The following is a 26,850-nucleotide window of genomic DNA, read 5'->3' as shown; positions in this document are numbered from 1 at the left end:
AACCAAACACAACGGGTTTACCCGTCCACAGAATTTGACACAGCCCAGTTGATGCGGTGGTGAACTACGAAGGCGTCGACATCCTGGTTGAGGTCAAGCTTGGGTACACGCCGGAAATTCTCGATCACGCGGCAGACACCCTTAAGAGGTTTGACGAACAGCTTGAACAGGACACCGTGTTGCTCGTTGTCACCTCTGGTGGGCCTGCACACCGTCGAGCGGACGGTGTGGTGGTTGTGCCGATCGGGGCGCTAGGCCCGTAGCCGAACCACTTACCGCCCGTCGCCGAACTCGCGCTTGAAGTTGTCGTCCCAGTCCACGTCGGGTTGGGAGTCGAAGTAGTGCTGCTCCAGGTTGGGGGCGTCGTTGCTGCCTTGAACACCCATGATGAGGAAGACGGCGCCGGCGATGGCACCGAAGATGCCGACAAACACGGCGGTTGCGCCGGAAAGGAACGAAAAGGACAGCACGCAGATGGCGATGAGGATTGCGCCGATGGTGTAGTTGCGGGCGGGCGTGCCGGGGGTGCGGTGTTCATTGGGGGCGCCGAGTGGCGAGCGATCAACCGAGCTTCCCCCGAGAAATCCGCCACCCTGTCCGCCGCCAGTTCCACTCCGGTCTCCAGATCCCCCGATGGGGAGGCCGTCGGCGTCGTAATCGCCGTTGTAGTTGTAAGGCTTCATGGCGAAGAGCCTACGGGAGTTGGCCGGTGAGGCGGTCGAGTCGGTCTTTGCTGGGGCCGTAGAGGCCAGTGATGGTGACGGTTTTGCCGCGGTTGTGGAACTTCTGGGTGATGGAGTCGAGAGTGGCCACGGTGGAGGCGTCCCAGATTTCGGCGTGGCTGAGATCGATGATGATGTGGTCGGCGTCGTCGGCGTAGTCGAAGGCGTAGACCAGGTCGTTGCTGGATGCCCAGAAGAGTTGGCCGTGGATGCGGTAGGTGCGGGTGTCGATGCGGCCGTCGCCATCAGTGTCGAGCTCCGCCACCTTCTCTACCGACGCGAGGTGGGCGACGCGGCGGGCAAACATGATCATGGCGGTGACCACGCCGAGCACCACTCCGACGGCGAGGTTGCTGGTGATCAAGGTGGCGGCAACGGTGACCACCATGACGATGGTTTCGGACACCGGCATGAGTTTGAGGGTGCGCGGGTGGATGGAGTGCCAGTCGATCGTGCCAAGGGAGACGACGATCATGATGGCGACGAGCGCGGCCATCGGGATGATGCCCACAACATCGCCGAACGCCAGCAGGAGAACCAACAGGAACACGCCGGCCAGCAGGGTGGACAGGCGGGTGCGGGCGCCGGCTTCGCGAGAGTTGATCAGGGTTTGGCCGATCATGGCGCAGCCACCCATGCCGCCGAAGAGGCCGGTGACGATGTTGGCCACGCCCTGGCCCCAGGATTCGCGGGTTTTGTCGGAATGGGTGTCGGTGATGTCGTCGACAAGTTTTGCGGTCATGAGCGATTCCAACAGGCCCACGATTGCCATGGCCAGCGCGTACGGCGCGATGATCTGGAACGTCTCCCACGTCAGCGGCACGTGCGGGATCATCATGGCGGGGAAGGAGCGGGGTAGTTCGCCCATGTCGGAGACGGTGGGCACGGTGATGCCGGCAAGCACAACCACGACGGTCAGCACCGCGATGGTAACCAGCGGGGCGGGGACCGCGTTGGTGATTTTCGGCCAGAACACCATGATGAGCAGGCCGGCGGCGGTGAGCGCGTAGACGGGCCAGGCGACGTCGATAAGGTGCTGCATCTGCGCAGCGAAGATGAGGATGCCGAGGGCGTTGACAAAACCAACCATGACTGAGCGCGGGATGAAGCGCTGCAGTTTCGCCACGCCGAGTGCCGCCAGGATGATTTGGAACACGCCGGCGAGCAGCACGGTGGCGATGAAGTAGTCCATGCCGTACTCGCGCGAGACGGGTGCGATGACGAGGGCGACTGCGCCGGTTGCGGCGGAGATCATCGCCGGCCGCCCGCCGGTAAACGCGATGGTCACAGCCATGGTGACGGAGGCGAACAGGCCGACGGCGGGGTCGACGCCGGCCAGGATCGAAAACGCGATGGCCTCGGGGATCAGGGCGAGTGCGACGGTGAGCCCGGCAAGTACTTCACGACGAAGCCGCGTCCCCGAAGAAAACGCATAACGAAACGACGCAACCACCCCGGTCGGGGCGTGCTCGAGAGATACAGACATGCCTGTGCTTTCCGTTCGCTTTCCGTTCAAAAACGTTGTGACAACCGTGGCAACCGTAGCCCACGGCGCCGACATCGGCCGACACCCCGCGAGCCACAGCGGGAGATTCGGCGCCCAGCGATTACGCTTAACTCCGACTGCCCACAATAGAAAGTGAGAGCTGTGGAAACGAGCAACAACCTCGCGGTAGACACGCTTGCGCGTGTGCTGATGCCGAAGAAGGGCGAGCCGCACGACGTGCGCATGCTGTACCTGATCGAGCAGGAGCAGAACAAGCAGCGCCTGCGCTGGTCGGACCGGACGAGTTTTGAGGTTCCTGCGGGCAACGAGGTTTCCTTCGAGACCTACTTCAATGCGTTCCCGGCGAGCTACTGGCGCCGCTGGTCGCAGCTGGACACCGTCGTCCTGGCGATGACGGTTCAGGGTCGTGCGACGATTTCGGTGTACCGCTCGAAGCACGACGGCACCCGCATCAGCGTGACCAATGTGGACGCGACCGGCTACACGGAGATCCCGCTGAAGCTGGGCAACTTCGAGGACGGCGGCTGGCTGTGGTTCGACATCACCGCCGAAGAGGACACGCGCATCAGCGATGCGGCGTGGTGCTCCCCGCAGGAGCCGCAAGAGCAAGTGCTTGACGACGGCACCGTGGTCCCACCCCAACCCAAACAAGTCGCCGTTGGCATCCCCACGTTTAACCGTCCCCGGGATGCGGTCAACGCGTTGCATGCGTTGGCTGAGGACCCGTACGTGGAGGCGTCGATTAGCAATGTGCTCATGCCCGACCAGGGCAACCAGCACCCGGCGGACGAGCCGGACTTCGCCGAAGCGGAGAAGAATCTCGGTGGCAAACTGCAAATTTTCCACCAGGGCAACCTGGGTGGCTCCGGCGGCTACTCGCGCATCATGTACGAGGCGCTCAACAGCACCGACGCGCCGTTCATCCTGTACATGGACGACGACATCGCCATCGAGCCGGACTCCATCGTGCGCTCCGTGCAGGCCGCGCGCTACGCCAAGCAGCCGATCCTGGTCGGCGGCCAGATGCTCAACCTGCAGGACCGTTCCCAGCTGCGCACCACCGGCGAAACCGTCGACCCGAACATCTTCATGTTCTCCGCAGCCAAGCACGCCGTGTACGACCACGACTTTGCCAAGTACCCACTCGGCTACGTGGGCACTGAGGAAGAGGATCTGGATCCGCGTAAGACCACCTCGCGCCCGCTGCACCGCCGCATCGACGTGGACTACAACGGCTGGTGGATGAACCTGTTCCCGCGCGTCGTCGCAGAGAAGATGGGCCTGCCGCTGCCCCTGTTTATTAAGTGGGACGACAACGAGTACGCCCTGCGCGCCAAGGAAGCGGGCTTCCCAACCGTCACCTGGCCGGGCGTTGCCATCTGGCACATGGCCTGGGCCGACAAGGACGACGCCATCGACTGGCAGGCCTACTTCCACATGCGCAACCGCCTCATCGTCGCCTCCATCTACGGACCGGACAACCCCGAGGCGATGCTGAAGAACATGCAGAAGTCCACGGCGAAGCACTACTTCTGCATGGAGTACTCCACCATCGCCATCCAAAACGAGGCAATGCGTGACTTCCTGAAGGGCCCGGACCAACTCTTCGACATCCTCGAATCCTCGTTGCCGCGCATCCAGAAGATCCGCAGCGAGTACTCCGACGCGCAGGTCCTGCCGTCCGCGACCGAACTGCCCGCACCCACCGGCGCGCCGGGTGTGCCGACCAACAAAATGGGCGGCCGCCTGGCCAAGGTGAAGAAGATCCCGTGGGCCGTCAAGGCGCTGCTGCACCTGCGTAAGGACGAAGACCGCGCCCACTGGGATGCCCCGCAGCTGAACCTCACCGCGGAGGAAGCCCGCTGGTACACCCTGGCACGCGTGGACTCGGCAACCGTGTCTACCGCCGGCGGCACCGGCGTGGCCTTCCGCAAGCGCGACAAGGCCCTCGCCGACAAACTTGTTGAAGAGCAAAAGCAGCTGCGCGCCGACATCAAGCAGCGCTGGCCGGAACTCAAGCGCATCTACCGCGACGCGCGCGAAGACCTGACCAGCCACGACAACTGGGGGAAGGTGTTCGATGCCCAGTAAGGAAACAGACCTGCTCGTCGCCATCCAGGACGCGCTCTATTCTCCCGCCACCGCCAAAGGTGCCCGTGTGCTCTCATACTTCGGTGAGCACGACCTTGGATGGTTGGGTGTTGCGATGGCTGGCGCCATCGCAACGAGCATTGGGGACGTCGATAAGCAACGGCGCTCAAAGTGGCTCGCACTTGGCGTCGGCACCTTCGCCGCGCACGCTGCAACCGTGGTGCTCAAACGCATCGTGCGACGCCCACGCCCGAATGACCCGCGGGTGAAGATCGGGGTGGGAACGCCCTCCCAACTATCGTTCCCGTCCTCGCACGCCGCGAACACGGGTGCCGCCGCCGCGCACCTGGCCAACATCACCGGAAAGAAGTGGCCGTGGCTGCTGGTGCCCGTAATGATGCTGTCGCGTAACGTGCTCGGCGTCCATTACCCGACCGACACCCTCGCCGGCGCACTGCTCGGCGCGGGGACGGCCAAGGCCGTGATTGAAGCGGAGAAGAGGATTTAAGTGGCACACACGCAAGAACCTATCGACGAGCCGCTGCTGAAGTCTGAACCCCACACCTCAGGTGTGGACCAGGTGATGAAGAAAACCCCACCGAAGAACCTCGTCGACGCGATGATCAAGGGGCTGCGCCCCAAGCAGTGGGTGAAAAACGTCCTCGTGCTGGCGGCACCGTTGGCTGCCGGCGCGGAAGCGTTCACCCGCCACACCGTGGTGGACATCCTGCTGGCGTTCATCGTGTTCTGCTTCGGTGCGTCCTCGATCTACCTGATCAACGACGCCCGCGACGTCGAGTCGGACCGACGCCACCCGACGAAGCGTTTCCGCCCGATCGCCTCCGGCATGCTGCCGATCAACCTGGCCTATGCCATGGCCGCGCTGCTTATCGTGGCGGCGCTCGGCCTGTCGCTGCTGGCCACCGACGGCGCTGCACTGGCCTGGGTCATCGGTATTTATATTGCGCTGCAGCTGGGCTACTGCTTCGGCTGGAAGCACATCCCGGTGATTGACATCGCCCTGGTGTCCTCCGGCTTCATGTTGCGCACCATGGCCGGCGGTGTCGCTGCCGACATCGAGCTGTCGCAGTGGTTCCTGCTGGTCGCCGCGTTCGGTTCCTTGTTCATGGCTTCCGGCAAGCGCTATGCAGAACTGCTGCTGGTCAAGGAAACCGGCGCGGAGATCCGCCGCTCGCTGCAGGGCTACACCGAAACCTACCTGCGCTTCGTCTGGACCCTGTCCGCCACCGCCGTGGTCATGTCCTACGCACTGTGGGGCTTCCAGCTTTCCAACTCCGTCGAGGGCACCGCCGCCATCTGGTACCAGGTATCCATGGTGCCGTTCGTGATCGCGATCCTGCGCTACGCCTCCGTGGTCGACGGCGGCCAGGGCGGTGCACCCGACGAGATCGCCCTCGAGGACCGAGTGCTGCAGCTTCTCGCCGCAGCTTGGATCTTCTGCATCGTCATGGCGGTCTACGTTGTGCCGAACTTAGGTTGGTAGGACAAAACGCAGTAACATCTGCGCAATGACTAAAAACGCCCGCATCTCCGCGCTCGCCGCAGCCGTGGTGGCGGGCGTTGCCGCATTCTGGGGCGGTTGGACCCGCCGCTGGATGTCCGACGACGGTCTGATCGTCCTGCGCACCGTGCGCAACCTGTTGGCCGGCAACGGTCCCGTGTTCAACGCCGGCGAGCGCGTCGAGGCCAACACCTCCACCCTGTGGCAGTACCTGATCACGCTGTTCGGGTGGCTCACGGATGCGCGCCTGGAAAGCATCGCCATGTGGCTGGCGCTGCTGTGCACCGCCGCAGCCGCCGCTACCGCCGCGTACGCCTCCGGCAAGTTTTGGGGCAGGGTCGGCCCCGTCATCCCGTTCGGCATCATCATTTATGTTGCGCTGCCGCCCGCGCGCGACTTTGCCACCTCCGGGCTCGAGTGGGGCATGTCGCTGCTGTGGATTGCCATCTGGTGGGCGGCACTCGTCGCGTGGGCCGAACCCGTCAAACGCCGCGCACCCTACGCCGGCTACTTCCTCGCGTTCTGGTCCGGCCTGTCCTGGCTGGTGCGCCCCGAACTCGCGCTCTACGGCGGGGTGGCAGGCATCATGCTCATCGCGTTTAGCCCTCGCAAAACGCTAGGCATCCTCGCCGTAGCGCTGCCGGTTCCCGCCGGCTACCAACTGTTCCGCATGGGCTACTACGGCCTGATCACCCCGCACACCGCGGTGGCCAAGTCCGCCAGCGGCTCTGAATGGGCCCGCGGCTGGGAGTACTTTGCGGACTTCTTCGGCTACTACTGGCTGGCCCTGCCTCTCCTCGGCGCTGCTGCGGTGGCGGTGTGGTTGTTGTGGGGTGCGAGGGGGCGTCGATTAGCAATTGTGTGTTTGACCACCGGCGTTGCACTCGCGCACATGCTGTACGTACTGCGCGTCGGCGGCGACTTCATGCACGGCCGCATGTGGCTGCTGCCCCTGTTCGCGCTGCTGCTGCCAGTGATGGCGGTGCCGTACACCAAGGTCACCGCCGCCGTCGGCACCGCGCTTGTCGTGTGGGCCAGCGTGATCGTCCTGCGCGCGCATCCCATCGACTGGGAGCCATACAACAACGGCGAAAAGGAACTCGGCATTGTCGACGAGCGCGACTTCTGGACCATGGCCGTCGGCCGCGACGCCGGCGACCCACCCCTGTACGCCGAAGACTTCCTCGGCTCGAAACTCATGTGGGACTGGAACGAGGCCATCGAGCAAGGCCTCGACGAGGACGCCGCCCAGATCAGCCTGGCCGTCGTGAGCTCTGATCCAACGCGCTACAAGTGGTTTGTGCGCGAGCGCCAGCCCGACGCAACCGACCAGCGCGATCTGGAACTGACCGCCTACATGGTCAACCTTGGTATGACCAGCATGAACGCGCCGCTGAACACCCGCATCCTGGACACGGTCGGCCTGGCCACTCCAATCGCCGCTCGTATGCCACGCGTGCCGGACGGGCGCATCGGCCACGACAAGGAACTGGGCCTGGAGTGGCAGGTGGCGGATACGGATGCGGATTTGGACAAGTTGCCGCAGTTCGTCGATAAGCAAAAAGCGCAGGACGCGCGCGAAGCATTGCGTAGCGACGACATCGCCGACCTGCTGGCCACCTCCCGCGAACCCATGAGCTGGGACCGCTTCTGGGCCAACGTCCGCTACTCGTTGGGCCCGGGCCGCACGCTCACGCTTGACGACGACCCCACGCACTACCTCAGTCACACCAGCCCCACCCGACAAATCGCCTGGCCGACCAAGTGAATAGCGGACTATGTTTCGGGTTGGTAACGTGAACGTGTCTTTTGCCTGAAAACACGTCTCGAGGGGAATGCATGAACACTCGAACCTCCGTGCGCCGCAAACTCACTGCGGTGCTGGTCGCGATCCTCAGCGCGATCTCCATCGTGAGCGCGCCACAGGCCGCCGCGGCCAACCGCGACTGGCTGCGCCCCGGCTGCACCTGGGACCGGGTGGGCTACTGGGTCCAGCGCTGCAACGTGTGGTCGGCCGCTATGAACCGCCACATCCCGGTTCAGATCCAGCCCGCACAGCGCGGCGGCAACGCGGGCCTGTACATGCTCGACGGCCTGCGTGCGACGGAGCGCACCAACGCGTGGCTCAACGACGTCAACGCGGCACGCACCTTTGTTAACCACAACATCACCCTCGTGCTGCCGGTGGGTGGACAGTCGTCGTTCTACACCGACTGGAACGCCCCGGCGACCTACGACTTCAACAACCCGGTGACCTACAAGTGGGACACGTTCCTGACCAAGGAGCTGCCGCCGTACCTGCAGCAGCACTTCGGCGTGTCGCCGACGAACAACTCCATCCTCGGCCTGTCCATGGGTGGCACCGCCGCGGTCAACCTGGCTGCGCTGCACCCGAACCAGTTCCGTCAGGTGCTGTCCTACTCGGGCTACCTGGCCACCACCATCCCGGGTGGTCAGACCGCGCTGCGCGCCGCGCTCCTGGATGGCGGCATGTACAACGTCAACGCCATGTGGGGCTCCTCGCTGAACCCGCGCCGCTTTGAAAACGATCCGTTCCTGAACATGGGCAACCTGCGCGGCAAGGACGTGTACGTCTCCGCTGGCTCCGCCGTGCCGGGCCCGGCCGACGCGAAGTACCTGCCGCAGCACCAAGCCGCCGGCATCGCGCTCGAGGGCGTTGCCAACGCGACGACGCGCGCCTGGTCCGCCAAGGCCACCGTGACCGGCGTGAAGCACACTGCCGTGTTCACCCCGACCGGCCTGCACAACTGGGATCAGTTTGGCAGCCAGCTCGAGGCCACCAAGCCGCGCATTCTGAATGTGATGAACGCCTGGTAGTTCCCGGATTTCCGGCCAGGTGAGGGCGCGTGCGGATGTGTTCCGCACGCGCCTTTTGTTGTTTGTAGAGGTGTTTGCGGAAGTGTTTGCAGTAACGCCCCGCGTGTCGCGCTCGATTAAACCCTCAAGTGAAACTTAAGATTTAGGGCGATACTCTTGTGACACAAGTAGCCCGACGAGGTAGGAGACTCATGCGAGACAACCGGATCACCCCCACCAGGCTCACCGCAGCCCTGCTGCCTGCCGCGCTGGCTCTCACGCTGGCGCCGTCGGCCGCAGTCACCGCCCAAGCACAGTCCTCGGACCTTTCGTCGCTGTCGTCGAACCGCGGCATCTCCGACGGTCTGCGCCCGTCCGACCCGCCAAAGCGCACTCCGATCGAGGTGGAGAAGAACCCCGAGATCCCCGGCCTGCCGGAGGGCGTGAAGGTGGACCGCATCGAGTGGATCACCAGCCGTCGCGTAGCCGTATTCATCAAGTCCGCGGCCATGCCGAAGGAACTCATCCAGGTGCAGATCCTGCTGGCACGTGACTGGCACTCCAACCCGACCGCGAAGTTCCCGGAAGTGTGGGCGCTCGACGGCCTGCGCGCGCGTGACGACGAAAACGGCTGGACCATCGAAACCAACATCGAGCAGTTCTACGCCGACAAGAACGTCAACGTCATCCTCCCGGTCGGCGGCGAGTCCTCCTTCTACTCCGACTGGCAGCGGGAGAACAACGGCAAGCACTACAAGTGGGAGACGTTCCTGACCAAGGAGCTCGTCCCGGTGCTGAACAACGAGTTCCGCTCCAACGGCAAGCGCGCCGTTGTCGGCCTGTCCATGGGTGGCACCGCCGCAGTCAACCTGGCTGAGCGCAACCCGCACCTGTTTAACTTTGTCGGCTCGTTCTCCGGCTACCTGGACACCACGACCACCGGCATGCCGTCCGCGATCAAGGCCGCGCAGCTGGATGCCGGCGGCTACAGCGCCGAGGCCATGTGGGGCCCGCTGGGCTCCCAGGACTGGATCGACCACGACCCGAAGCTGGGCATTGAGAACCTGAAGGACATGACGGTCTACGTCTCCTCCGGTTCGGGCCGCGACGACTACGGCAACGCTGAATCCGTGGCCAAGGGCCGCGCGAACGCTGCCGGCATGGGCTTGGAGGTCATCTCGCGCCTGTCCACCCAGACGTTCGTGGACTACGCCTCGCGCACCTCCGTCAAGCCGATCGTGCGCTTCCGCCCCTCTGGCGTGCACTCGTGGGAGTACTGGCAGTTCGAGATGGCACAGGCATGGCCGTACATCGCTAACGCCCTCGACGTGCCGGAGGCTGACCGTGGCTCCAAGTGCAACCCGATCGGTGCGATCGCAGAAGAGACCAAGTCCGGCGTCATCGGCACCTGTGTCAACGACGAGTACAACGCGGGCAAGGACGGCAAGGGCAAGGCCCAGGACTTCCGCGGCGGTACTGCGTTCTGGTCCCCGAACACCGGCGCGCACGCCCTGTACGGCGCAATCCTGGCCAAGTACAACGCGCTCGGCGGCGCCGCTGGCTGGCTCGGCTTCCCCACCACCGGCGAGCTCCAGGCACCGGACGGACAGGGCCGCTTCGTCCACTTCGAAAACGGCTCCGTCTACTGGACCGCGAACACCGGCGCCTACGCCATCCCGGGCGACATGTTCAAGGCATGGGGTGCCAACGGCTACGAGACCGGCGACCTGAAGTACCCGGTTGCCGAGGCCAACAAGGTTGGCGACGGCTACGTGCAGAAGTTCCAGGGCGGCTACCTCACCCGCAACCCGGACGGCAAGCACTACATCGTCCACGGTGCGATCGGCGAGAAGTACGGCGAGATCGGCACCGCCACCTCCGAGCTCGGCTACCCGAAGTCCAATGAGATCGCCATCAAGGGCGGCTTCTTCCAGGAGTTCGAGCACGGCAACATCTACTGGTCCGCTGCCACCGGCGCCCACACGATTCTCAAGGGCGACATCTTCAACGAGTGGGGCAAGCGTGGCTACGAGCAGGGCGAACTCGGCTGGCCGGTGAAGGACATGGCGAAGATCCCGGCTGGCGGTCTGACCATCGACTTCCAGCACGGCACGGTTGAGCAGGTCAACGGTGTGGTCAACGTAAGGAAGAAGTAATGCGCAAATTCGCCCTTTGCTTGACGACGATCACCTGCACCGCCGCCCTCACCGCCTGCGGTGGAGCCACCGTGGACTCCGAGGACGTCACCGAAACTGCGGCCACCTCAGCCACGGAAACGGCCACCTCGGCCACTGAGTCGGGTACCGCGTCCGCGACGGAATCCGCGACGGCGTCGTCGGCTGCGGCGCCGGGGTCGTCGTCACGCAATGGCGCCGGCGACCAACCCGCACGGGAAGTGGAAACCGTGCCCACCCAGGTGCCTTCATACGCGCCGGAGGAGCAGGCGTTTCTGGATCACCTCAGGCAAAACGGGGTGAACGTCGACGGTCTTGAAGACCAACTCACAGCAACCGGGTTTACCGTGTGCGACGACGATACGATCACCCGCGACGCCGTCGCCGGGCAACTGGTCGAACAGCGCCGCACCGACATGGACGCAGGCACCGTAGCGACCCTGCTCAGCGACACCGCTCGCGCCAACCTGTGCGGCTAACCCCGCACGTGTAAGGAGTTTTCATGCGCCGATCGCGCAACGTTGTCGTCGTCGCTGCCGTGATTGTGGTGCTGGCGCTTATCGGCCTGGGCATTTACCAGTGGCGCACCACCAGCGACGACGGGCTGCCCTCTGCGAGCAAACCGCCGGAAACCAGCGCGCCCGAGCGTATCGACGAGCCCGACTGGTGCCCCGCCGTCGAAGTCATCTCCGTACCGGGCACCTGGGAATCCGCGGCAGACGACGACCCGTTCAACCCCCAGGCCAACCCGGCCAGCTTCATGCTGTCCATCACCCGCCCGCTGCAGGAGATGTACGACATCAACCACGTGCGCGTGTTCACCGTCCCGTACACCGCGCAGTTCCGCAACATCCAAACCGCGCACGGCCGCGCCGAGATGACCTACGACGACTCCCGCGCCGAGGGCACCGCGAAACTGCGAGGCGAACTGGACTTCGTGGCGCGCACCTGCTCGTCGACAAAGTTCATCATTGCGGGCTTTTCGCAGGGTGCGGTGATTGTGGGGGACGTGGCGTCGTCGATAGGCAATAGCGAGGGTCCGATCAACCCGGACCGTCTGCTCGGCGCGATGATGATCGCCGACGGACGCCGAGAAAACGGCGTGGGCATCAACCCCGGCGCCGAAGTGCACGGCACCGGCGCGGAGATCGTCCTGCAGCCGCTGCAGCGCGTCGCCGACGCCGTCACCCCCGGCGCCACCATGACCGGACCACGCCCCGGCGGCTTCGGTCTCGTGGAGGATCGTGCCTACGAAATCTGCGCGCCGAACGACACCGTTTGCGACGCCCCACTGGGTGTAGGCAACGCGATCGAACGCGCAAACGCACTCATTTCGGCTAACGGCAATCATGCACTATATGCCACAAATCCGGACGTGATTCCGGGCTCGACAGTGCCCGAGTGGGCTGTCAATTGGGTCCGTGACGTGGTAGAGAGTTTGTAACTCGAATACAGGTGTAAAACAAGGAGTTTTTCGATGGATCTTCAGCAACTGACCGCCCAATTCATCGGCCCCGACGGCGACATCGCCCTGCCAGAACACTTCACCCTGCCCCGACTCGCCGAAATGATCCACCAGGCCCAACTGCAGGCCGGCGGCGGCGACGCGATCAACGTCCGCGCGTGGGACTTTTCCACCGACCCAGCTGGTGTGGAAACAACGTTCACCCGCTCCGAGGTCAACACCCGCATCAAGGCCGTCGCAGCACGCCTCGCCCAGGTCGGCGAGCCGGGCGCACGCGTCGCGCTGATGGCGCCGAACTCCGCCGAGTACGTCTTCGGCTTCATGGGTGCGCTCTACGCGGGCCAGGTGCCGGTGCCGCTGTACGACCCGACCGAGCCGGGCCACGAGGGCCACCTGCGCGCAGTGCTTGGCGACGCCGGCGTCCAGATCGTGCTCACCAACTCCGCCGCCGCCCCCGCTGTGCGCCGCTACTTCGCCGACCTGCCCGGCACCGAGCGTCCCCGCGTCATCGCCGTGGACTCCCTGCCGGACACGCTCGCCGAGTCCTACCAGCCAATCCCGCCGGTGCCGGGGGAGGACACCGCGAACCAGATCTGCTTCCTGCAGTACACCTCCGGCTCCACCCGCAACCCGGCAGGCGTGATGATCACCAACGAGGCGCTGGTCACCGACGTTCTGCAGATCAACGACGCGGTGAAGTTCGAAACACCGATGCGCATCCCGACCTGGCTGCCGCTGCACCACGACATGGGCATGATCGTGGCCATGATCGGCGTCGTGCTGGGCCAGGAGATTGAGATCTTCGCCCCGCGCGACTTCATCCAGCAGCCGAAGCGTTGGGTGGAGCGCCTGTCGCGTCGCGACGACGACCTCGCCGACATCCACGTCTACACCGTGATCCCCAACTTCGCGCTGGACCTCGCCGCCCGCTACGCCGCGCCGGAATCTGCGGACCAGTACGACTTCTCCGCCGTGGAGTGCATCATCATTGGCTCCGAGCCGGTTACCCGCGCGGGCGTGACCGCGTTTATCGACGCGTTCAGCGCCTCCGGGCTCGACCGCTCCGTGCTGCGCCCGTCCTACGGCCTGGCCGAGACCACCCTGCTGGTGTCCACCGACCGCACCGATGAGCGCCCGAAGTTCATCGAGTTCGACCGCGACGCACTCGCAGAGGGCAAGGCCGTCCCGGCGGAAGGCGGCGTGGCTACCGCGTCGAACGGCCAGCCGGTGAACTGGATGCACTTCGCCATCGTCGACCCGGAGACCCGCAACGAGGTCGAAGACGGCACCATCGGCGAAATCTGGGTCCACGGCAAGAACGTCGCCGCCGGCTACCTGGACCGCCCGGAGGAGACCGCCGCGACGTTCCACAACACCATCGGCGAAACCATCCAGGACGGCATGCCGAAGGACAACTGGTGCGCCACCGGCGACCTGGGCACCATGCTGGACGGCCACCTGTACATCACCGGCCGCGTCAAGGACCTCGTGGTCGTGGCGGGACGCAACCACTACCCGCAGGACATCGAAGCCACCGTCATGGAGGCCACCGACCACGTGCGCAAGGACTCCGTCGCCGCATTCGCAGTGCCTGGCGACGACGTCGAGCGCCTCATCATCATGGTCGAACGCGCCGACAACGCCTCCGCCGACGGCGACGCAGCCGCCATCGACGCCATCCGCTCCGCCGTCACCGCCAAGCACGGCATCGCCCCGGAGGTCGTCGAGTTCTACGGTCCGGGCGAGATCGCACGCTCCTCGGCAGGCAAGATCGCCCGCCGCGTCAACGCGAAACGATTCACCGATCGCGAACACGCTGCAACGCAGTAACAAAACCCCGCCGGTGGGCGATAGTCTGAGCTGTTATGAACGAGCATGATCTGATTCAGTGGCTCACCAGCTGGGTTGAGCGCGCCACCGGCGTAGATAACGTCGACCCGACCACGCCGCTGGAGACCTACGGCCTCGCATCCCGCGACGCCGTGATCCTCTCCGGCGAACTGGAAACGCTCCTCGGCCGCCGCGTAGACCCGACCATCGCCTACCAGTACCCGACCGTCGCCGCGATCGCCGCGGCGCTGACGGCGGTGAAGGCGGAGGGGCCGGTAAGGCGTCGTCGTCAAGCAACTGCGACCCCTGGCACCCACGACATTGCCATCATCGGCTCCGCCGGCCGCTTCCCAGGCGCCAAAAACAACGCCGAATTCTGGCAAATGCTCATCGAAGGCCGCTCCGCCACCGGCCCACTTCCCGCACCACGCTGGAACGAATACCTCGGCGACCCCGTCGTCCGCACCAAAATGTCGGAAGAAAACACCGACGGCGGCTACATGGACGGCATCGCCTCCTTCGACCACGAATTCTTCGGCGTCTCCCCACTCGAGGCCCAAAACATGGACCCGCAGCAACGCATCATGCTCGAAGTTGCGTGGGAAGCCCTCGAAGACGCAGGCCTCGCACCCAGCAAGCTGCGCGGCGAACCCGTCGGCGTGTTCGTCGGCTCGTCCAACAACGACTACGGCATGCTCATCGTCGCCGACCCAGCCGAGGCGCACCCGTACGCGCTGACCGGCGCATCCTCCGCGGTCATCCCGAACCGCATCTCTTATGCCTACGACTTCCGCGGCCCGTCCATGAACGTGGACACCGCCTGCTCCTCGTCGCTGGTGTCGGTGCACCACGCGGTGCGCGCGCTTCGCGACGGCGAAGCCGACGTCGCCCTAGCCGGCGGCGTGAACATCCTGGCCAACCCGTTTGCCTCGCTTGCGTTTTCGGAGTTGGGCGTGATCTCGCCGACCGGGCGCATCCACGCGTTTTCCGACGACGCCGACGGCATCGTCCGCGCCGACGCCGCAGGCTTCATCGTGCTCAAGCGTGTCGACGACGCCATCGCCGACGGCGACAACATCATCGCCGTGATCAAGGGCTCGGCCACCAACTCCGACGGCCACTCCAACGGCCTGACCGCCCCCAACCCGGACGCCCAGGTAGACGTGCTGCGCCGCGCCTACGACGACGCCGGCGTGGATCCGCTGCAGGTCGACGTGGTCGAAGCCCACGGCACCGGCACCATCCTCGGCGACCCGATCGAGGCCACCGCACTCGGCGAAGTCCTCGGCCGCGGACGCGACGCTGGCTCGCCGCTGCTGCTGGGGTCGGCGAAGTCCAACATCGGCCACTCCGAATCCGCCGCCGGCGTCGTCGCGCTGATCAAGGTGATCGAGGCGCTCAAGCACGACACGATTCCGGAGTCCATTAACTTCACCGCCCCAAACCGCTACGTCGACTTCGACACCGAGCGCATCGAGGTCGTCCAGGACCCGCGCGAGTGGCCGCGCTACTCCGGCCGCCGCATCGCCGGCGTGTCCGGCTTCGGCTTCGGCGGCACGAACGCGCACGTGGTCGTCGCCGACTTCGACCCGGCCGACTACGACACCCAGGCACCCGAAACCGAGCCGTCCTTCGAGGGCGTGGCTGCGGCGGCGTTGCCGGTGTCGGGCCTGCTGCCCTCTCGTCGCAAGGAAGCTGTCGGCGCGCTCGCCGACTTCCTCGAAGGCCGCCCCGACACCGACCTCATCCCGGTGGCGCGCTCCCTGGCCAAGCGCAACCACGGCCGCTCCGCCGCCGTCGTCCAGGCCACCACCACCGAAGACGCCGTCAAGCGCCTGCGCCAGGTCGCTGCCGGCAAGATCGGCCCCGGCATCGCATCCGCCGACGCACCGACCCCCATGGGCCCCGTCTTCGTCTACTCCGGCTTCGGCTCCCAGCACCGCAAGATGGCCAAGGAACTCATCGCCCGCTCGCCGCTGTTCGCCCGCCGTATGCGCGAACTCGACGAGATGGTCAAGTTCCAAGCCGGCTGGTCCATGCTCGAGATCATTGATAACGACGAACTGACCTACGACACCGAAACCGGCCAGGTCACCATCACCGCCATCCAGATCGCCCAGACCGACCTGCTGGCCTCCGTCGGCATCACCCCGGCCGCCACCATGGGCATGTCCATGGGCGAGATTGCCGCAGCCTACGGTGCCGGCGGGCTGAGCGACGAGGACTGCATCCTCATCGCCACCGCCCGCGCCCGCCTCATGGGCGAGGGCGAAAAAATGATCGCCGGCACCGACCAAGAAGGCGCGATGGCGGTTGTGGAGTTGTCGCGCGAGGAGCTGGCGGAGTTCGTCGATAAGCATGAGCAGGCTGCAGGCGTTGAGCCAGCCGTCTACGCGGGCCCCGGCATGACCACCGTCGGCGGGCCGTCGAAGGCCGTCGACTACATCGTCGAGGCACTCACCGCTGAGGAGAAGTTCGCCCGCAAACTCAACGTGCGCGGCGCCGGCCACACCAGCGCGCTTGACCCGATCATGGGCGAGCTCGCCGGCGAAATCGCAGGCCTGGACGCCCGACCGCTGCGTGTCCCGCTGTTCTCGTCCGTCGACCGCGGCGAGGTCTACCAGCCCGGCCAGACCATCCACGGCGACGCCTACTTCCTCCGCATGACCCGCCAGCCGGTCTACTTCCAGGACGCCACCGAAGCCGCGTTCGCCGCCGGCCACACCACACTGGTAGAGATCACCCCGAACCCGGTTGCACTGATGGGCATGATGAACACCGCCTTCGCCGCCGGCCAGCCGGACGCCCAGCTGCTGTTCACCACCAAGCGCAAGGTCGACGAGCTCGAGTCGCTTTTGGACCTCGCCGCCAAGCTCTACGCCGGCGGCGTGCCGGTGGACTTCGGCGCCTTCTACGGCGCAGGCAAGGTCATCGACGCGCCGAAGATGGCGTTTAAGCAGGTGGATCACTGGACGCCGGCGAGGCCGTCGTCGGCAAGCACGTCGCTTTTGGGCTCCCGTGTGACGCTGCCGAGCGGCGAGGTCGCGTTCGCGACCGCCGCCGACCAGGTCTTCAGCCCGCACCAACTCATCGAGTCCGCTGCGGCCGAGGTAGCCGAGGGTGCGCGTGTCGTCGCTACGGAAGAGCACGGCTACCTGCCCGCCGACGGCGAGGTGACCACTGTGGTGGCGTCCTCGCTCGGCGGCGTGTCCGTCAAGGTGTACGACGGTTCCGCGCTGGTTGCGGAGGGTTTCGCCTCCACCATCGACCGCGCCCCGGTTCAGGGCGTCATGGAGCCCACGCGTATCGACGACACCCCGGCCGCCGCCTCTGACGAGGACCAGGACGACGACATCGACGCCGTGCGCTGGGACCCCACCTCCGGCGAGACCGTCGCCGAGCGCCTGCGTGGCATCGTGTCCGAATCCATGGGCTACGACCCCGAGGACCTGCCCGACGAACTGCCGCTGATCGACCTCGGCCTCGACTCCCTGATGGGCATGCGCATCAAAAACCGGGTGGAAAACGACTTCCAGATCCCACCGCTGCAGGTGCAAACGCTTCGCGACGCCTCCGTCGCCGATGTCATCCGCATCGTCGAAGACGCCGTCGCAGGCCGCACCGATGCGCCTCAGCCGATGGCTGTCAACGACGAGGCGCGCGACCCGGCCGCTGCTGCCGAAAAGACCCAGGGCGTGGGCGTCGCCCCGCGCGACGCGTCCGAACGCATGGTGTTCGGTGCCTGGGCAAAGTACGCCGGTGCGGCGGCTGCTGGTGTGACGTCGGAGTTGCCGGAAATTAGTAAGGAGCAGGCGGGCGAGATCGCCGCGCACCTGACCGAGCGCTCCGGCATCGAGGTCACCGCCGAGGATGTGCTGGGCGCCGAGACGCTCGAACCGCTTGCGAACAAGGTCCGCGAGGGTCTGGAGACCCCGGTCGACGGCAACATCCGCGTTTTCCGAGATGGCGACGCCGCCAAGAACCCTGTCTATATTTTCCACCCGGCCGGCGGGTCGTCGTCAGTGTACGCACCGCTGGCCCGCCGCCTGAACGAGGACGTCCCGGTCTACGGCGTCGAACGCCTGGAAGGCTCCCTGCAGGAGCGTGCTGCCGAGTACGTCAAGGACATCGAGCGCATCGCAGGCGAGCGCAAGGTCATCCTCGCCGGCTGGTCCTTCGGCGGCGCCCTGGCCTACGAGGTCGCATCCCAGTTGGGCAACGACAAAATCGACTACATCGCACTGCTGGACACCCCCCAGCCGTCCGAGCCGATCCCCGACACGCTCGAGGAAACCAAGGCGCGTTGGGGCCGCTACGCCGCCTTTGCCAAGGAAACCTACGGCCTGGACTTCGAGGTGCCCTACGAGCTGCTCGAAACCGCCGGTGAAGACGCGCTGCTGACCATGCTCACTGAGTTCCTGGCCAGCACGGACGCCTCCGAGCACGGCCTGGCCGCCGGCGTCCTGGAGCACCAGCGTGCGTCGTTTGTGGACAACCAGATCCTCAATCACCTCGACTTCACCCGCTGGGCCGATGTCGACGTGCCGGTGTTGCTGTTCCGCGCCGAACGCATGCACGACGGCGCCATCCAGCTCGAGCCGAACTACGCCCACATTGACGAGGACGGCGGCTGGGGCGCTATCGTGAGCGACTTGACCATCGTCCACCTGCCCGGTGACCACTTGGCGGTTGTGGACGAGCCGGCGGTGGGCATCGTCGGTAAGCATATGAACGCATGGATCGAAGGGAAGCGATGAGTACCGCCGACAAACTCGCCGACCTGCGCGAACGGCTAGACAAAGCGCAGGATCCGGGCTCGGAACGCTCGCGCAAGCGTCGCGACGACGCCGGCCGCACCACCCCGCGCCAACGCATCGACGCCCTGCTCGACGAGGGCTCCTTCGTCGAAATCGGCGCGCTCGCCCGCACCCCCGGCGACCCGGACGCCGTCTACTCCGACGGTGTGGTCACCGGCTACGGGCGCATCGACGGCCGCCTCGTCGCCGTCTACGCCCACGACAAAACCGTCTACGGCGGCTCCGTTGGCGTGACGTTCGGTCGCAAGGTCACCGAGGTCATGGAGTTCGCCATCAAGATCTCGTGTCCCGTGATCGGCATCCAGGACTCCGGCGGCGCCCGCATCCAGGACGCGGTGACGTCGCTGGCCATGTACTCCGAGATTGCCAAGCGCCAGCTGCCGCTGTCGGGCCGCGTCCCGCAGATCTCGATCATGCTGGGCAAGTCCGCCGGCGGCGCCGTCTACGCCCCGGTGACCACGGACTTTGTCATCGCCGTTGACGGCGAGTCCGAGATGTACGTCACCGGCCCGAACGTGATCCGCGAGGTCACCGGCGAAGACATCACGTCCGCCGAACTCGGCGGTGCGCGCGTACAGGAGCAGGCCGGCAACATCCAGGCCGTGGTGGCTACGGAGGAGGACGCCTTCGACTACGTCAAGGACCTGCTGGCCCACCTGCCCACCTCCACCTTCGACGCGGCCCCCGTCGTGACGGCCCCCGCGGACGAGGAGTTGGACGACTCCGCACTCGATTCCTTCATGCCCGACGACACGAACGCCGGCTATGACATGATGGACTTGCTCGTGCAACTTGGCGACGACGAAGACCTCGTCGAAATCCAAGCCGGCTACGCCGAAAACCTCATCTGTGCCTTCGGCCGCATCGACGGCAAGGCGGTCGGCTTCGTCGCCAATAACCCGATGTACGCCGCTGGCTGCATCGACGCGGACGCCGCCGACAAGGGCGCGCGTTTCATCCGCACCTGCGACGCCTACAACATCCCCATCGTCTATGTCGTGGACACCCCCGGCTACCTGCCTGGCGTGGAGCAGGAGCGCGAAGGCCTGATCCACCGTGGCGCGAAGTTCGCGTTCGCCGGTGTGGAAGCCACCGTGCCCAAGGTGACGCTGGTTGTGCGCAAGGCCTACGGCGGCGCGTATGCGGTGATGGGGTCGAAGAACCTCAACGGCGACATCAACCTCGCCTGGCCCACCGCCCAGATCGCCGTGATGGGTTCGGCGGCGGCGGTGGTGATGCTGCAGGGCAAGCAGCTCGCCGCCATCGAGGACCCTGATCAGCGTGAGGCCATGAAGAAGATGTTCATGGACTTCTACGACCAGGAGATGACTTCCCCGTACGTGGCTGCGGAGCGTGGGTACATCGACCAGATGATCGAGCCCAATCAAACACGCATTGCTTTACGACGAGCCCTTCGCCAACTGGCCACCAAACAAGAATTCGACCTTCCTAAGAAGCACACCATCAGCCCCCTGTAAGAAAGGCCCTTCTTCTATGCTTTCCTCCACCCTCGACCTGTTCGGCGACCTTGTCAGCATGATCATCTGGTTCATCAATGGCATCCAGACGGGTGATCCGCTCTGGAACTTCGGCTCTAGCTTCTAGGCTTTCTTCGACCAGAGTTTTGCGATTCCGCGCCAGCCGAGCATGAGCAGCGCGGACATGGTCGTCGCCACGATGATGAACGACCAGTGGGGGATCGAACCGTTGCGGATGCCCCAGATCACCAGGCCGGTGATCACGGTGACCGGCCAGATGATGCCGCCCTTGTTGTCACGGGCGATCAGCCATCCCAGCGTCACACCCAGGGCGAACGGCCACAGGGTGGATAGCCAGCCGGTGAAGTTGAACGGCATGGTTTCGGATTGGTGGGCGGCGCGTGCGAGCAGCGCGAATACCGCGATGGCGACGTAGTCGGCCGCGATCGCGGTGGGGCGTGTGATTCGTTTCGTCATACTCGCAGATGGTAGCGCCCGAACAGCGCGTCCATGATTCCGCCGGGCCTAAACACCGGGTACCCGCGCGGTGAAACCCACACCGGCCGGCCCCGGATCCGTTCGATCCTTCCGCGCCGGTTGGTGTGGCGGGGGTCGTCGTGGTTGACCCGGTTGTGGTACCTGCACAGCGGCACCAGGTTGGCCAGGTTGGTCTGCCCGCCTTGCGACCACGCCGTGATGTGGTGGAACTCGCACAGATCTGCAGCTATCCGGCACCCGGGCACGGGGCACATCGGGGTGGCCATGCGGGCCAGGTCGCGCTGTTTCGCATTGGCCACGCGTTGCGTGCGATACAGGTTCACCGGCCCGGCCTCCGGGTGCACGAGCGCGACCTCGGTCGGAAACGTCTCGCCTAACAATGCCGCGACGTATTCGGCGCCGGTGATGGTGGTGCCGTCGGAAAGTGCGAGCAGGACGTCGTCGCCGTGGTCGGCGAGGATTGTCACGTGCTGGTCCGCCGGCACCGCCACGATCGGGCGCGGCGCCTGCACCTGCACCCCGCCGCCCGCGGTGAGCATGTCGGCGAACCGGGCGAACATTTGCGGGCCCGCCGGCTTCGACGCGTCCAGCCCGGAGCGCAACTGCTTTTCCAGTGCTGCCAGCACGTGTTCGTCGCCGCAGCCGGAGAACTTCCGCTTCCCGCCGCGTGAGGCAGAGAAGCGGAAGGCGTCTTCGGGGGTGCGGTCGTCGTCGGGAAGCAATTCGCGTGCGGCTTTCTGCACCGCCCGGTAGTCGCCGCGCACCTCCAGCAGCGCAAGCCGCGGCGCCCAACGCTCGTTGACTGGCAGGCGCTTCAGGCGGCGCTCGATGGCCACCAACTGGTGCAGCGAGAACCCCCGTGCCCGCTCCAGCGCCACCGCCTGCTTGCGGGTGTAGGCGGTGCGGCCGAAGTACACCGTGTGTAGCGCGGCCCACTCGCGAACCTGTGCCGGGTCGAGGCCTGCCTGGAGGGCGTACTGCTCGTCGAAACCGGCGAGCGCATCAACGGCGCTGGCCAGCGTGTCCACGAGAGCAGTAAATGAAGTCATGCATTTCAACCTAAAGCGCCGGCCAAACTTGCGCAACGGCCCTGTGGATAACTCGCGATTATGCCGTTGGTTTATCCACACGTCCCAGGTAGAAGGCGGAATAGACGATCCAGCCGATGGCGGTCACGAGCGCAAACGAGATGGCGCGGTAGATGACGGTGGCGGCGGTGGCGTCGGCAAGCGAGAGCCCCCCGGCGACGAGCATGCCCACCGCAACGGGCTCCACCGTGCCCAAGCCGCCGGGCGTGACCTGGGCGGATCCCGCGAGTTTGGTCATGATGAACGCCAAGCAAATCCCCGACAGCGAAATACTTGACGACGACCCCACCGCCCACACCGCACACACCATCGTCGCAAGGTCGAGCAGCCGGTTACACAGCGACAGCCCGGCCGCACCTGCGAAGGCTGGGGCGGAGATGCGGATGGCGGAGACCTGGTCGATCACGGACACAGCGCGCTCGTGCACGCGCGAGGGCAGAAACCGCACCCAGCGCTTGAGCACCGCGGGGTTGAGCGTCGCCCAGAACACTGCGGCGATGGTCAGCGCGGCCGCCACGAGCGACAACACGAGAGACGTCACCGACAGGTCGGCACCCAGCAGCACCACGGCGACGATGCCGATGAGCACCAGCCATACCGTGGACAGCGCACCGGAGACGACGAAGAACCACCCGCACAGCCCCGTCGACGCACCCCACGAGCGCTGCACCCGGTACGTCAGCCACGCCGACAACGCCGGACCGCCGGGCACGGTGGTGGACCACGCGTTGGAGGCGAACACGATCGCGTTGGTGCGCGCCACCCCCGTGATGCGGCCTTCGACGTTGAGCAGGATCTGCATCACCCCGGCCATCGCCACCAACGCCAGCAAGGCGGTGACCACCGTGCCCAACAGCGGCAGCGGCGAAGCAGACCGGACGGCGCGCCAGGCGTCGCCGAAGAACGGCATCTGGTCGCGAAGCACGACCAGCACCACCACGACCAGAACGACCGGGGCGAGCCAGCGCAGCCAGGTCCTAGCGTTCAAGTTCTTTCTTCTTCAGCTGCTCGAGGGCGCGGCGCTGCTCGATGTCGCGCATGAGTTCGCTGAACGGCACCAGCGTCGCGTCCTCTTCGACGGAGACGCCGGCGCGGCCGGGCAGGGTGTCAACGACCATGTGCTCGATGGGGGTTTCGGTGGGTGGTGTCGTCGATACGCCAGAGCCCTCGCCGAGTGCACCCGCGGCACGTTTGACCCAGCGTGGCGCCCACCAGTTGTCCTCGCGCAGCAGGTGCATCACGCCGGGCACGAGCAGCAGGCGGATGATTGTCGCGTCGAGGGCGAGCGAGAAGATCATGCCGTAGGCGATGTACTTCATCATCACGATGTCCGACAGGGCGAACGCGGCGGCGACCACGATCATGATGGCGGCCGCGGCGGTGATAATCCCACCGGTATGGGCGGTGCCGTCCTTGATGGCGTCGTCGGTACGTGCACCGTCCTGGCGGGCCTCCACCATGCGGGAGACCAGGAACACCTCGTAGTCGGTGGATAGGCCATAGAGGATGGCGACGATGAGCACCAGGATCGGGCTCATCAGCGGACCCGGCGTGAAGTTGAGCACCTCTGCGCCGAGCCCGTCGACGAACACGGCGGTGAGGAAGCCGAGGGTGGCGCCGATGCCGAGGATGTTCATGATCACGGCCTTCGCCGGCAGGATCAACGACCCGAACACGAGCGCCATGAGCAAAAACGTCGCGAGCACCATGTAAACGCCCATCCACGGCAGGCGCTCCAGCAGCGCTTCGATGGATTCGACTTCCATGGCGGGGGTGCCGCCGACGTAGGTGGTTACGCCCTCCGGCACGTCAATCTGACGCAATTGCTTGACGACGTCCGCCCCACCGTCCCTGTTCTCCAACGGCGCCGACAGCACCGTGATGTCGCCTTCGGTGGGGTAGTCGGGCTTGAGCGGGCGGGTGAAGCCGTCGATCTCGCGGGTCTGCATGACGATCTGGCCGAGCTGCGCGTTGTCGGCGCCCTGGACCACGAGTTTCACCGGGTCGGTGCGGAAGGCGGGGAACTCTTCGTTGAACTCGTCCTGCGCTTGGCGGGTGACCTGGTTGGGCGGCAGGTAGGTTTCGTTGATGCCGCCGAACGCGATGCCGACAATCGGCACGGTTAGGGCGATGAGTAGCGCCGCCACCCCGACGACAACGGGGCGGGCGTGGCGCATCGCCCAGGCGGGGATCTTGTACCAGACCGTATCTTCCATGCTGCGCTCTTTGCGACGACGCACGGACAGGAAATCGATCTTGGTGCCCAGCATGCTGAATAGCGCCGGCAGCACCGCCACCGAAATCACGGCGGCGAGCACCACCGCGCTGATCGCACCGTAGGCAACCGACTTGAGGAACGCCTGCGGGAACATGAGCAGGCCGGACAGCGCGACGCCGACCATGAGGGCGGAGAAGAACACCGTCTTGCCGGCCGTGTTGGTGGTCACGGCGACGGCCTCTTCGGTGTCCAGGCCGCGGTCGAGTTCCTCGCGGAAGCGCGACACCATGAACAGCCCGTAGTCGATGGCAAGACCCAGGCCGAGCAGCGTAATGATCGACTGGGAGAAAATATTGACCTGCTGGAACTGCGCCAGCACCGCCAGCAGCGACAGGGAGCCGATGATGGACAGGATGCCCACGATCAGTGGCATCGCAGCGGCCACCACGCCGCCGAAGACGAACAGCAGGATGATGGCGACGAACACCAGGCCGATCTTTTCGGCGCGCGCGATGTCGTCGGCCATGCCGGTGTCCAACGCGTCGGCCACGGCAGTGGCGCCGGCGATCTGGGCGGTGCCGCCAGGGACCTCCAGCGCCTCGAGCGCGGGCTGGATGGTGCGGAAGTCCTTCAGCGTCTGCTCGCCGTCGCCCTTCAGCCCGATCGCGGCGAACGCCTTGGTGTGATCGGCGTTGACCAGTTGCGGGTTGGGACGCTCGAAGTAACTGGTGATGTGCGCGATCTGGTCAGGGTGCTGCGCCTTGAGCTCCCCCAACTGTGCATTCACCTTATCGACGACCTCCGGCCTGTCCACCCCATCCAGCGCCGTCACCAGCAGGATCACGTCGCCGGAGTTGTCGCGGCCGAACGTGTCGTATTCGATCTGCGCCGCCGTCGTCGAATCCGCGCCCGGGTCTTCCCAGCCTTCTTGGGAGAGGCGGTCGGCGAGTTTGGATCCGAACAGCACTTGCATCAGCAGGATCAACGCGATGACGATGACCGGGATGATGCGGCGGTGGCGGTAGGCGAAGTGGCCCCACTTGTAAAACACGGCGGGCTCCTAGTCTTTCGGGTTGTGCAAAAGCGCCTTGAGCGGGCGGAACGGCTGCAGCCAGGCGCCCTCGTCCGGCAGTTTGTCCAGGTGGACGCGCGGCAGCGGGTTTTGGAACACGCCCGGGATGTCTTCGAGGTCTACGAAGGTGACGTCGGGGGAGTTCACGGCCCAGGAGGCGTGTTCGTGGAAGCCGAGGACGGTGACGGGGATGTTGTCGTCGATAAGTTCGTGCAGGAGTTCTTGGAAGTTCTGCCCGTCTGCGGATGCGACGACAACGCCTTGGAGCACGCCTTCTTCTCGACGACGCTCTATGTGGTCGATCATGTCACCGTCCACATCCGAGTCTTCCTCACTCTTCGGCTTGGCAAAGACGGCGAAACCGACGTTGCGCAGTGCTTCCACCCACGGGCGGATCGAGTCTGCGCCGGCGGGGGAGACGTTGGTGAACACGGTGGCTTCCGGCTCGACGTCGTAGCCGAGGTCTGCGGAGCGGTCGGCGGCGAGGTCGATGAGCCAGCGGCCGATGGCGTCGAAACGCGGGCGGTGCGCTGCAGTCGGGCGACCACCCAGGATGGCGCCGAGGCCCATGTCAAGGTTCGGGGCGTCCCACACCAGCAGGTAGCTCTCCGGCCCGGCCGGTGCGCCCGGGGTGTAGGGGTGGGTCATTGCCTGCAGGTCCATTACTTCTTCTCCCACAGGTACTCGCGGATCACGTGATCCTTGTCCAGACCCTTGCCTTCGAACTTGGTGATCACCTGGCGGTCCGTCAGCATCGGCGCCTCGTCCCACGGCCAGCCCTTGTACTCCAGCATGGGCTCCACATTGACTAGTTCGTCGATCCACTCGGCGTAACCGGCGTGGTCGGTGGCCACGTGCAGTACGCCGCCCGGCTTCAGACGCGTAGCGATGAGGTTGAGGGTGCCGGACTGGATGATGCGGCGCTTGTGGTGGCGCGCCTTCGGCCACGGGTCCGGGAAGAAGATGCGCACGCCGTCCAGGGATTCCTCGCCAAACATGCGGGCCAGCACCTCCACGCCGTCGCCGCGCACCATACGAATGTTGTCGATGCCACCGCGCACCACCGCGCCCAGCAACTTCGCCAACCCCGGCTTGTACAGCTCCACAGCAACCACGTTGGTGTCCGCCTCCAGCGGAGCCATCGCCGCGGTGGACGTGCCGGTGCCGGAGCCGATCTCCACGATGGTGGGGTGGCCGGAGCGGCCAAACCAGTCGTCGATATCAATGCGCTCGTCCGACCCCTCCGCCAGCACCTTGCCCAGGCGGGGCCAGTGCTCGTTGAACAGAGCCTCCTGGTTGTCGGTCAGCGTGCCGCGGCGAAAGGTCACGGAGCCCAGACGCGGGTAATCCAGGCCGGTTTCAAAATCAGTTTGCAAAGGGCGGCCAGCGGGCAACTCGCCCGTGCCCGACCGCGTGTTTTCAGAATTATTCATCGTGTTTATTGTCCATATGAACAGGTCAAACGCAAGTGTCCCGGCGAGGGGTGAGGGGCCGGGTTGTCACCCCCGTGTCGTCGATACGCATGCACCCCTGTCGGGGGTAGCGCGTTAC

The 26,850-nt window shown here is 65.6% G+C and carries 20 protein-coding genes; 12 read left to right on the top strand and 8 right to left on the bottom strand.

The window, feature by feature from the left end; all coding sequences use genetic code 11:
* The first annotated feature begins 56 nt into the window (after positions 1–56).
* Complete coding sequence (locus tag HMPREF3171_RS01040) at positions 57–263, top strand: hypothetical protein (RefSeq protein WP_070482264.1); 207 nt, start codon at positions 57–59, stop codon at positions 261–263.
* 9 nt (positions 264–272) lie between these two features.
* Here HMPREF3171_RS01040 and HMPREF3171_RS01035 read toward each other — a convergent pair whose 3' ends face one another.
* Positions 273–683: a hypothetical protein gene (locus HMPREF3171_RS01035; protein WP_070482262.1), complete on the bottom strand. Its 411-nt coding sequence runs from the start codon at positions 681–683 to the stop codon at positions 273–275.
* 10 nt (positions 684–693) lie between these two features.
* Positions 694–2,208, bottom strand: a complete 1,515-nt coding sequence (locus tag HMPREF3171_RS01030) for a SulP family inorganic anion transporter (RefSeq protein ID WP_070482260.1) — start codon at positions 2,206–2,208, stop codon at positions 694–696.
* 162 nt (positions 2,209–2,370) lie between these two features.
* On the opposite strand from HMPREF3171_RS01030, the gene HMPREF3171_RS01025 reads away from it, so the two are divergent.
* The 11 genes from HMPREF3171_RS01025 (at position 2,371) to HMPREF3171_RS00975 (ending at position 20,423) form a co-directional block, all read left to right on the top strand.
* A complete protein-coding gene (locus tag HMPREF3171_RS01025) occupies positions 2,371–4,320 on the top strand; it encodes a glycosyltransferase (protein ID WP_141743301.1) in 1,950 nt (649 codons plus the stop codon).
* Positions 4,310–4,828 (top strand): phosphatase PAP2 family protein, encoded by a 519-nt coding sequence (locus tag HMPREF3171_RS01020; protein ID WP_070423326.1) that lies wholly within the window; start codon positions 4,310–4,312, stop codon positions 4,826–4,828. Before HMPREF3171_RS01025 ends, HMPREF3171_RS01020 begins: the two co-directional genes overlap by 11 nt.
* A complete protein-coding gene (locus HMPREF3171_RS01015) occupies positions 4,829–5,824 on the top strand; it encodes a decaprenyl-phosphate phosphoribosyltransferase (RefSeq protein ID WP_070482259.1) in 996 nt (331 codons plus the stop codon).
* A gap of 25 nt (positions 5,825–5,849) precedes the next feature.
* A complete protein-coding gene (locus tag HMPREF3171_RS01010) occupies positions 5,850–7,610 on the top strand; it encodes an arabinofuranosyltransferase AftB family protein (RefSeq protein WP_070482258.1) in 1,761 nt (586 codons plus the stop codon).
* A 71-nt stretch (positions 7,611–7,681) separates the two neighbouring features.
* Complete coding sequence (locus HMPREF3171_RS01005) at positions 7,682–8,680, top strand: alpha/beta hydrolase (RefSeq protein ID WP_070423323.1); 999 nt, start codon at positions 7,682–7,684, stop codon at positions 8,678–8,680.
* A 191-nt stretch (positions 8,681–8,871) separates the two neighbouring features.
* Positions 8,872–10,815: an alpha/beta hydrolase-fold protein gene (locus HMPREF3171_RS01000; RefSeq protein ID WP_070423322.1), complete on the top strand. Its 1,944-nt coding sequence runs from the start codon at positions 8,872–8,874 to the stop codon at positions 10,813–10,815.
* Positions 10,815–11,312: a hypothetical protein gene (locus tag HMPREF3171_RS00995; protein WP_070453272.1), complete on the top strand. Its 498-nt coding sequence runs from the start codon at positions 10,815–10,817 to the stop codon at positions 11,310–11,312. Before HMPREF3171_RS01000 ends, HMPREF3171_RS00995 begins: the two co-directional genes overlap by 1 nt.
* Before the next feature lie 23 nt (positions 11,313–11,335).
* Positions 11,336–12,277 carry a cutinase family protein gene (locus HMPREF3171_RS00990; protein WP_070482256.1) on the top strand — a complete coding sequence of 314 codons (942 nt, stop codon included), beginning with the start codon at positions 11,336–11,338 and terminating at the stop codon, positions 12,275–12,277.
* A 33-nt stretch (positions 12,278–12,310) separates the two neighbouring features.
* Entirely contained in the window at positions 12,311–14,128 is a 1,818-nt protein-coding gene (locus HMPREF3171_RS00985; RefSeq protein WP_070482254.1) for a FadD32-like long-chain-fatty-acid--AMP ligase, read from the top strand.
* Between the two features lie 35 nt (positions 14,129–14,163).
* Positions 14,164–18,885 (top strand): type I polyketide synthase, encoded by a 4,722-nt coding sequence (locus HMPREF3171_RS00980; protein WP_070482249.1) that lies wholly within the window; start codon positions 14,164–14,166, stop codon positions 18,883–18,885.
* On the top strand, positions 18,882–20,423 hold the full coding sequence (locus HMPREF3171_RS00975; protein ID WP_070482247.1) for an acyl-CoA carboxylase subunit beta: 1,542 nt from the start codon (positions 18,882–18,884) through the stop codon (positions 20,421–20,423). Before HMPREF3171_RS00980 ends, HMPREF3171_RS00975 begins: the two co-directional genes overlap by 4 nt.
* Positions 20,424–20,546: 123 nt before the next feature.
* Here the strand turns inward: HMPREF3171_RS00975 and HMPREF3171_RS00970 are convergent, their stop codons facing one another.
* The 6 genes from HMPREF3171_RS00970 to trmB are packed head-to-tail and all read right to left on the bottom strand — an operon-like array spanning position 20,547 to position 26,732.
* Complete coding sequence (locus HMPREF3171_RS00970) at positions 20,547–20,900, bottom strand: DUF3054 domain-containing protein (RefSeq protein WP_246815286.1); 354 nt, start codon at positions 20,898–20,900, stop codon at positions 20,547–20,549.
* Positions 20,897–21,970 (bottom strand): HNH endonuclease signature motif containing protein, encoded by a 1,074-nt coding sequence (locus HMPREF3171_RS00965; RefSeq protein ID WP_083291890.1) that lies wholly within the window; start codon positions 21,968–21,970, stop codon positions 20,897–20,899. The genes HMPREF3171_RS00970 and HMPREF3171_RS00965 overlap by 4 nt, the downstream gene beginning before the upstream one ends.
* Before the next feature lie 58 nt (positions 21,971–22,028).
* Positions 22,029–22,997 (bottom strand): lysylphosphatidylglycerol synthase transmembrane domain-containing protein, encoded by a 969-nt coding sequence (locus HMPREF3171_RS00960; protein WP_070482244.1) that lies wholly within the window; start codon positions 22,995–22,997, stop codon positions 22,029–22,031.
* A complete protein-coding gene (locus tag HMPREF3171_RS00955) occupies positions 22,987–25,278 on the bottom strand; it encodes an MMPL family transporter (RefSeq protein ID WP_070482242.1) in 2,292 nt (763 codons plus the stop codon). Before HMPREF3171_RS00955 ends, HMPREF3171_RS00960 begins: the two co-directional genes overlap by 11 nt.
* Positions 25,279–25,287: 9 nt before the next feature.
* A complete protein-coding gene (locus HMPREF3171_RS00950; RefSeq protein ID WP_070482241.1) occupies positions 25,288–25,962 on the bottom strand; it encodes an NYN domain-containing protein in 675 nt (224 codons plus the stop codon).
* Positions 25,962–26,732, bottom strand: coding sequence for a tRNA (guanosine(46)-N7)-methyltransferase TrmB (gene trmB / locus HMPREF3171_RS00945; RefSeq protein ID WP_070482239.1), 771 nt, complete (start codon positions 26,730–26,732; stop codon positions 25,962–25,964). Before trmB ends, HMPREF3171_RS00950 begins: the two co-directional genes overlap by 1 nt.
* Between the last annotated feature and the right edge of the window lie 118 nt (positions 26,733–26,850).

It is taken from the genome of Corynebacterium sp. HMSC08F01 (assembly GCF_001807545.1).
Classification (GTDB): domain Bacteria; phylum Actinomycetota; class Actinomycetes; order Mycobacteriales; family Mycobacteriaceae; genus Corynebacterium; species Corynebacterium coyleae.
Note: the sequence above shows the minus strand (reverse complement) of the source record. Positions and strands in the feature narration are given on the sequence as shown.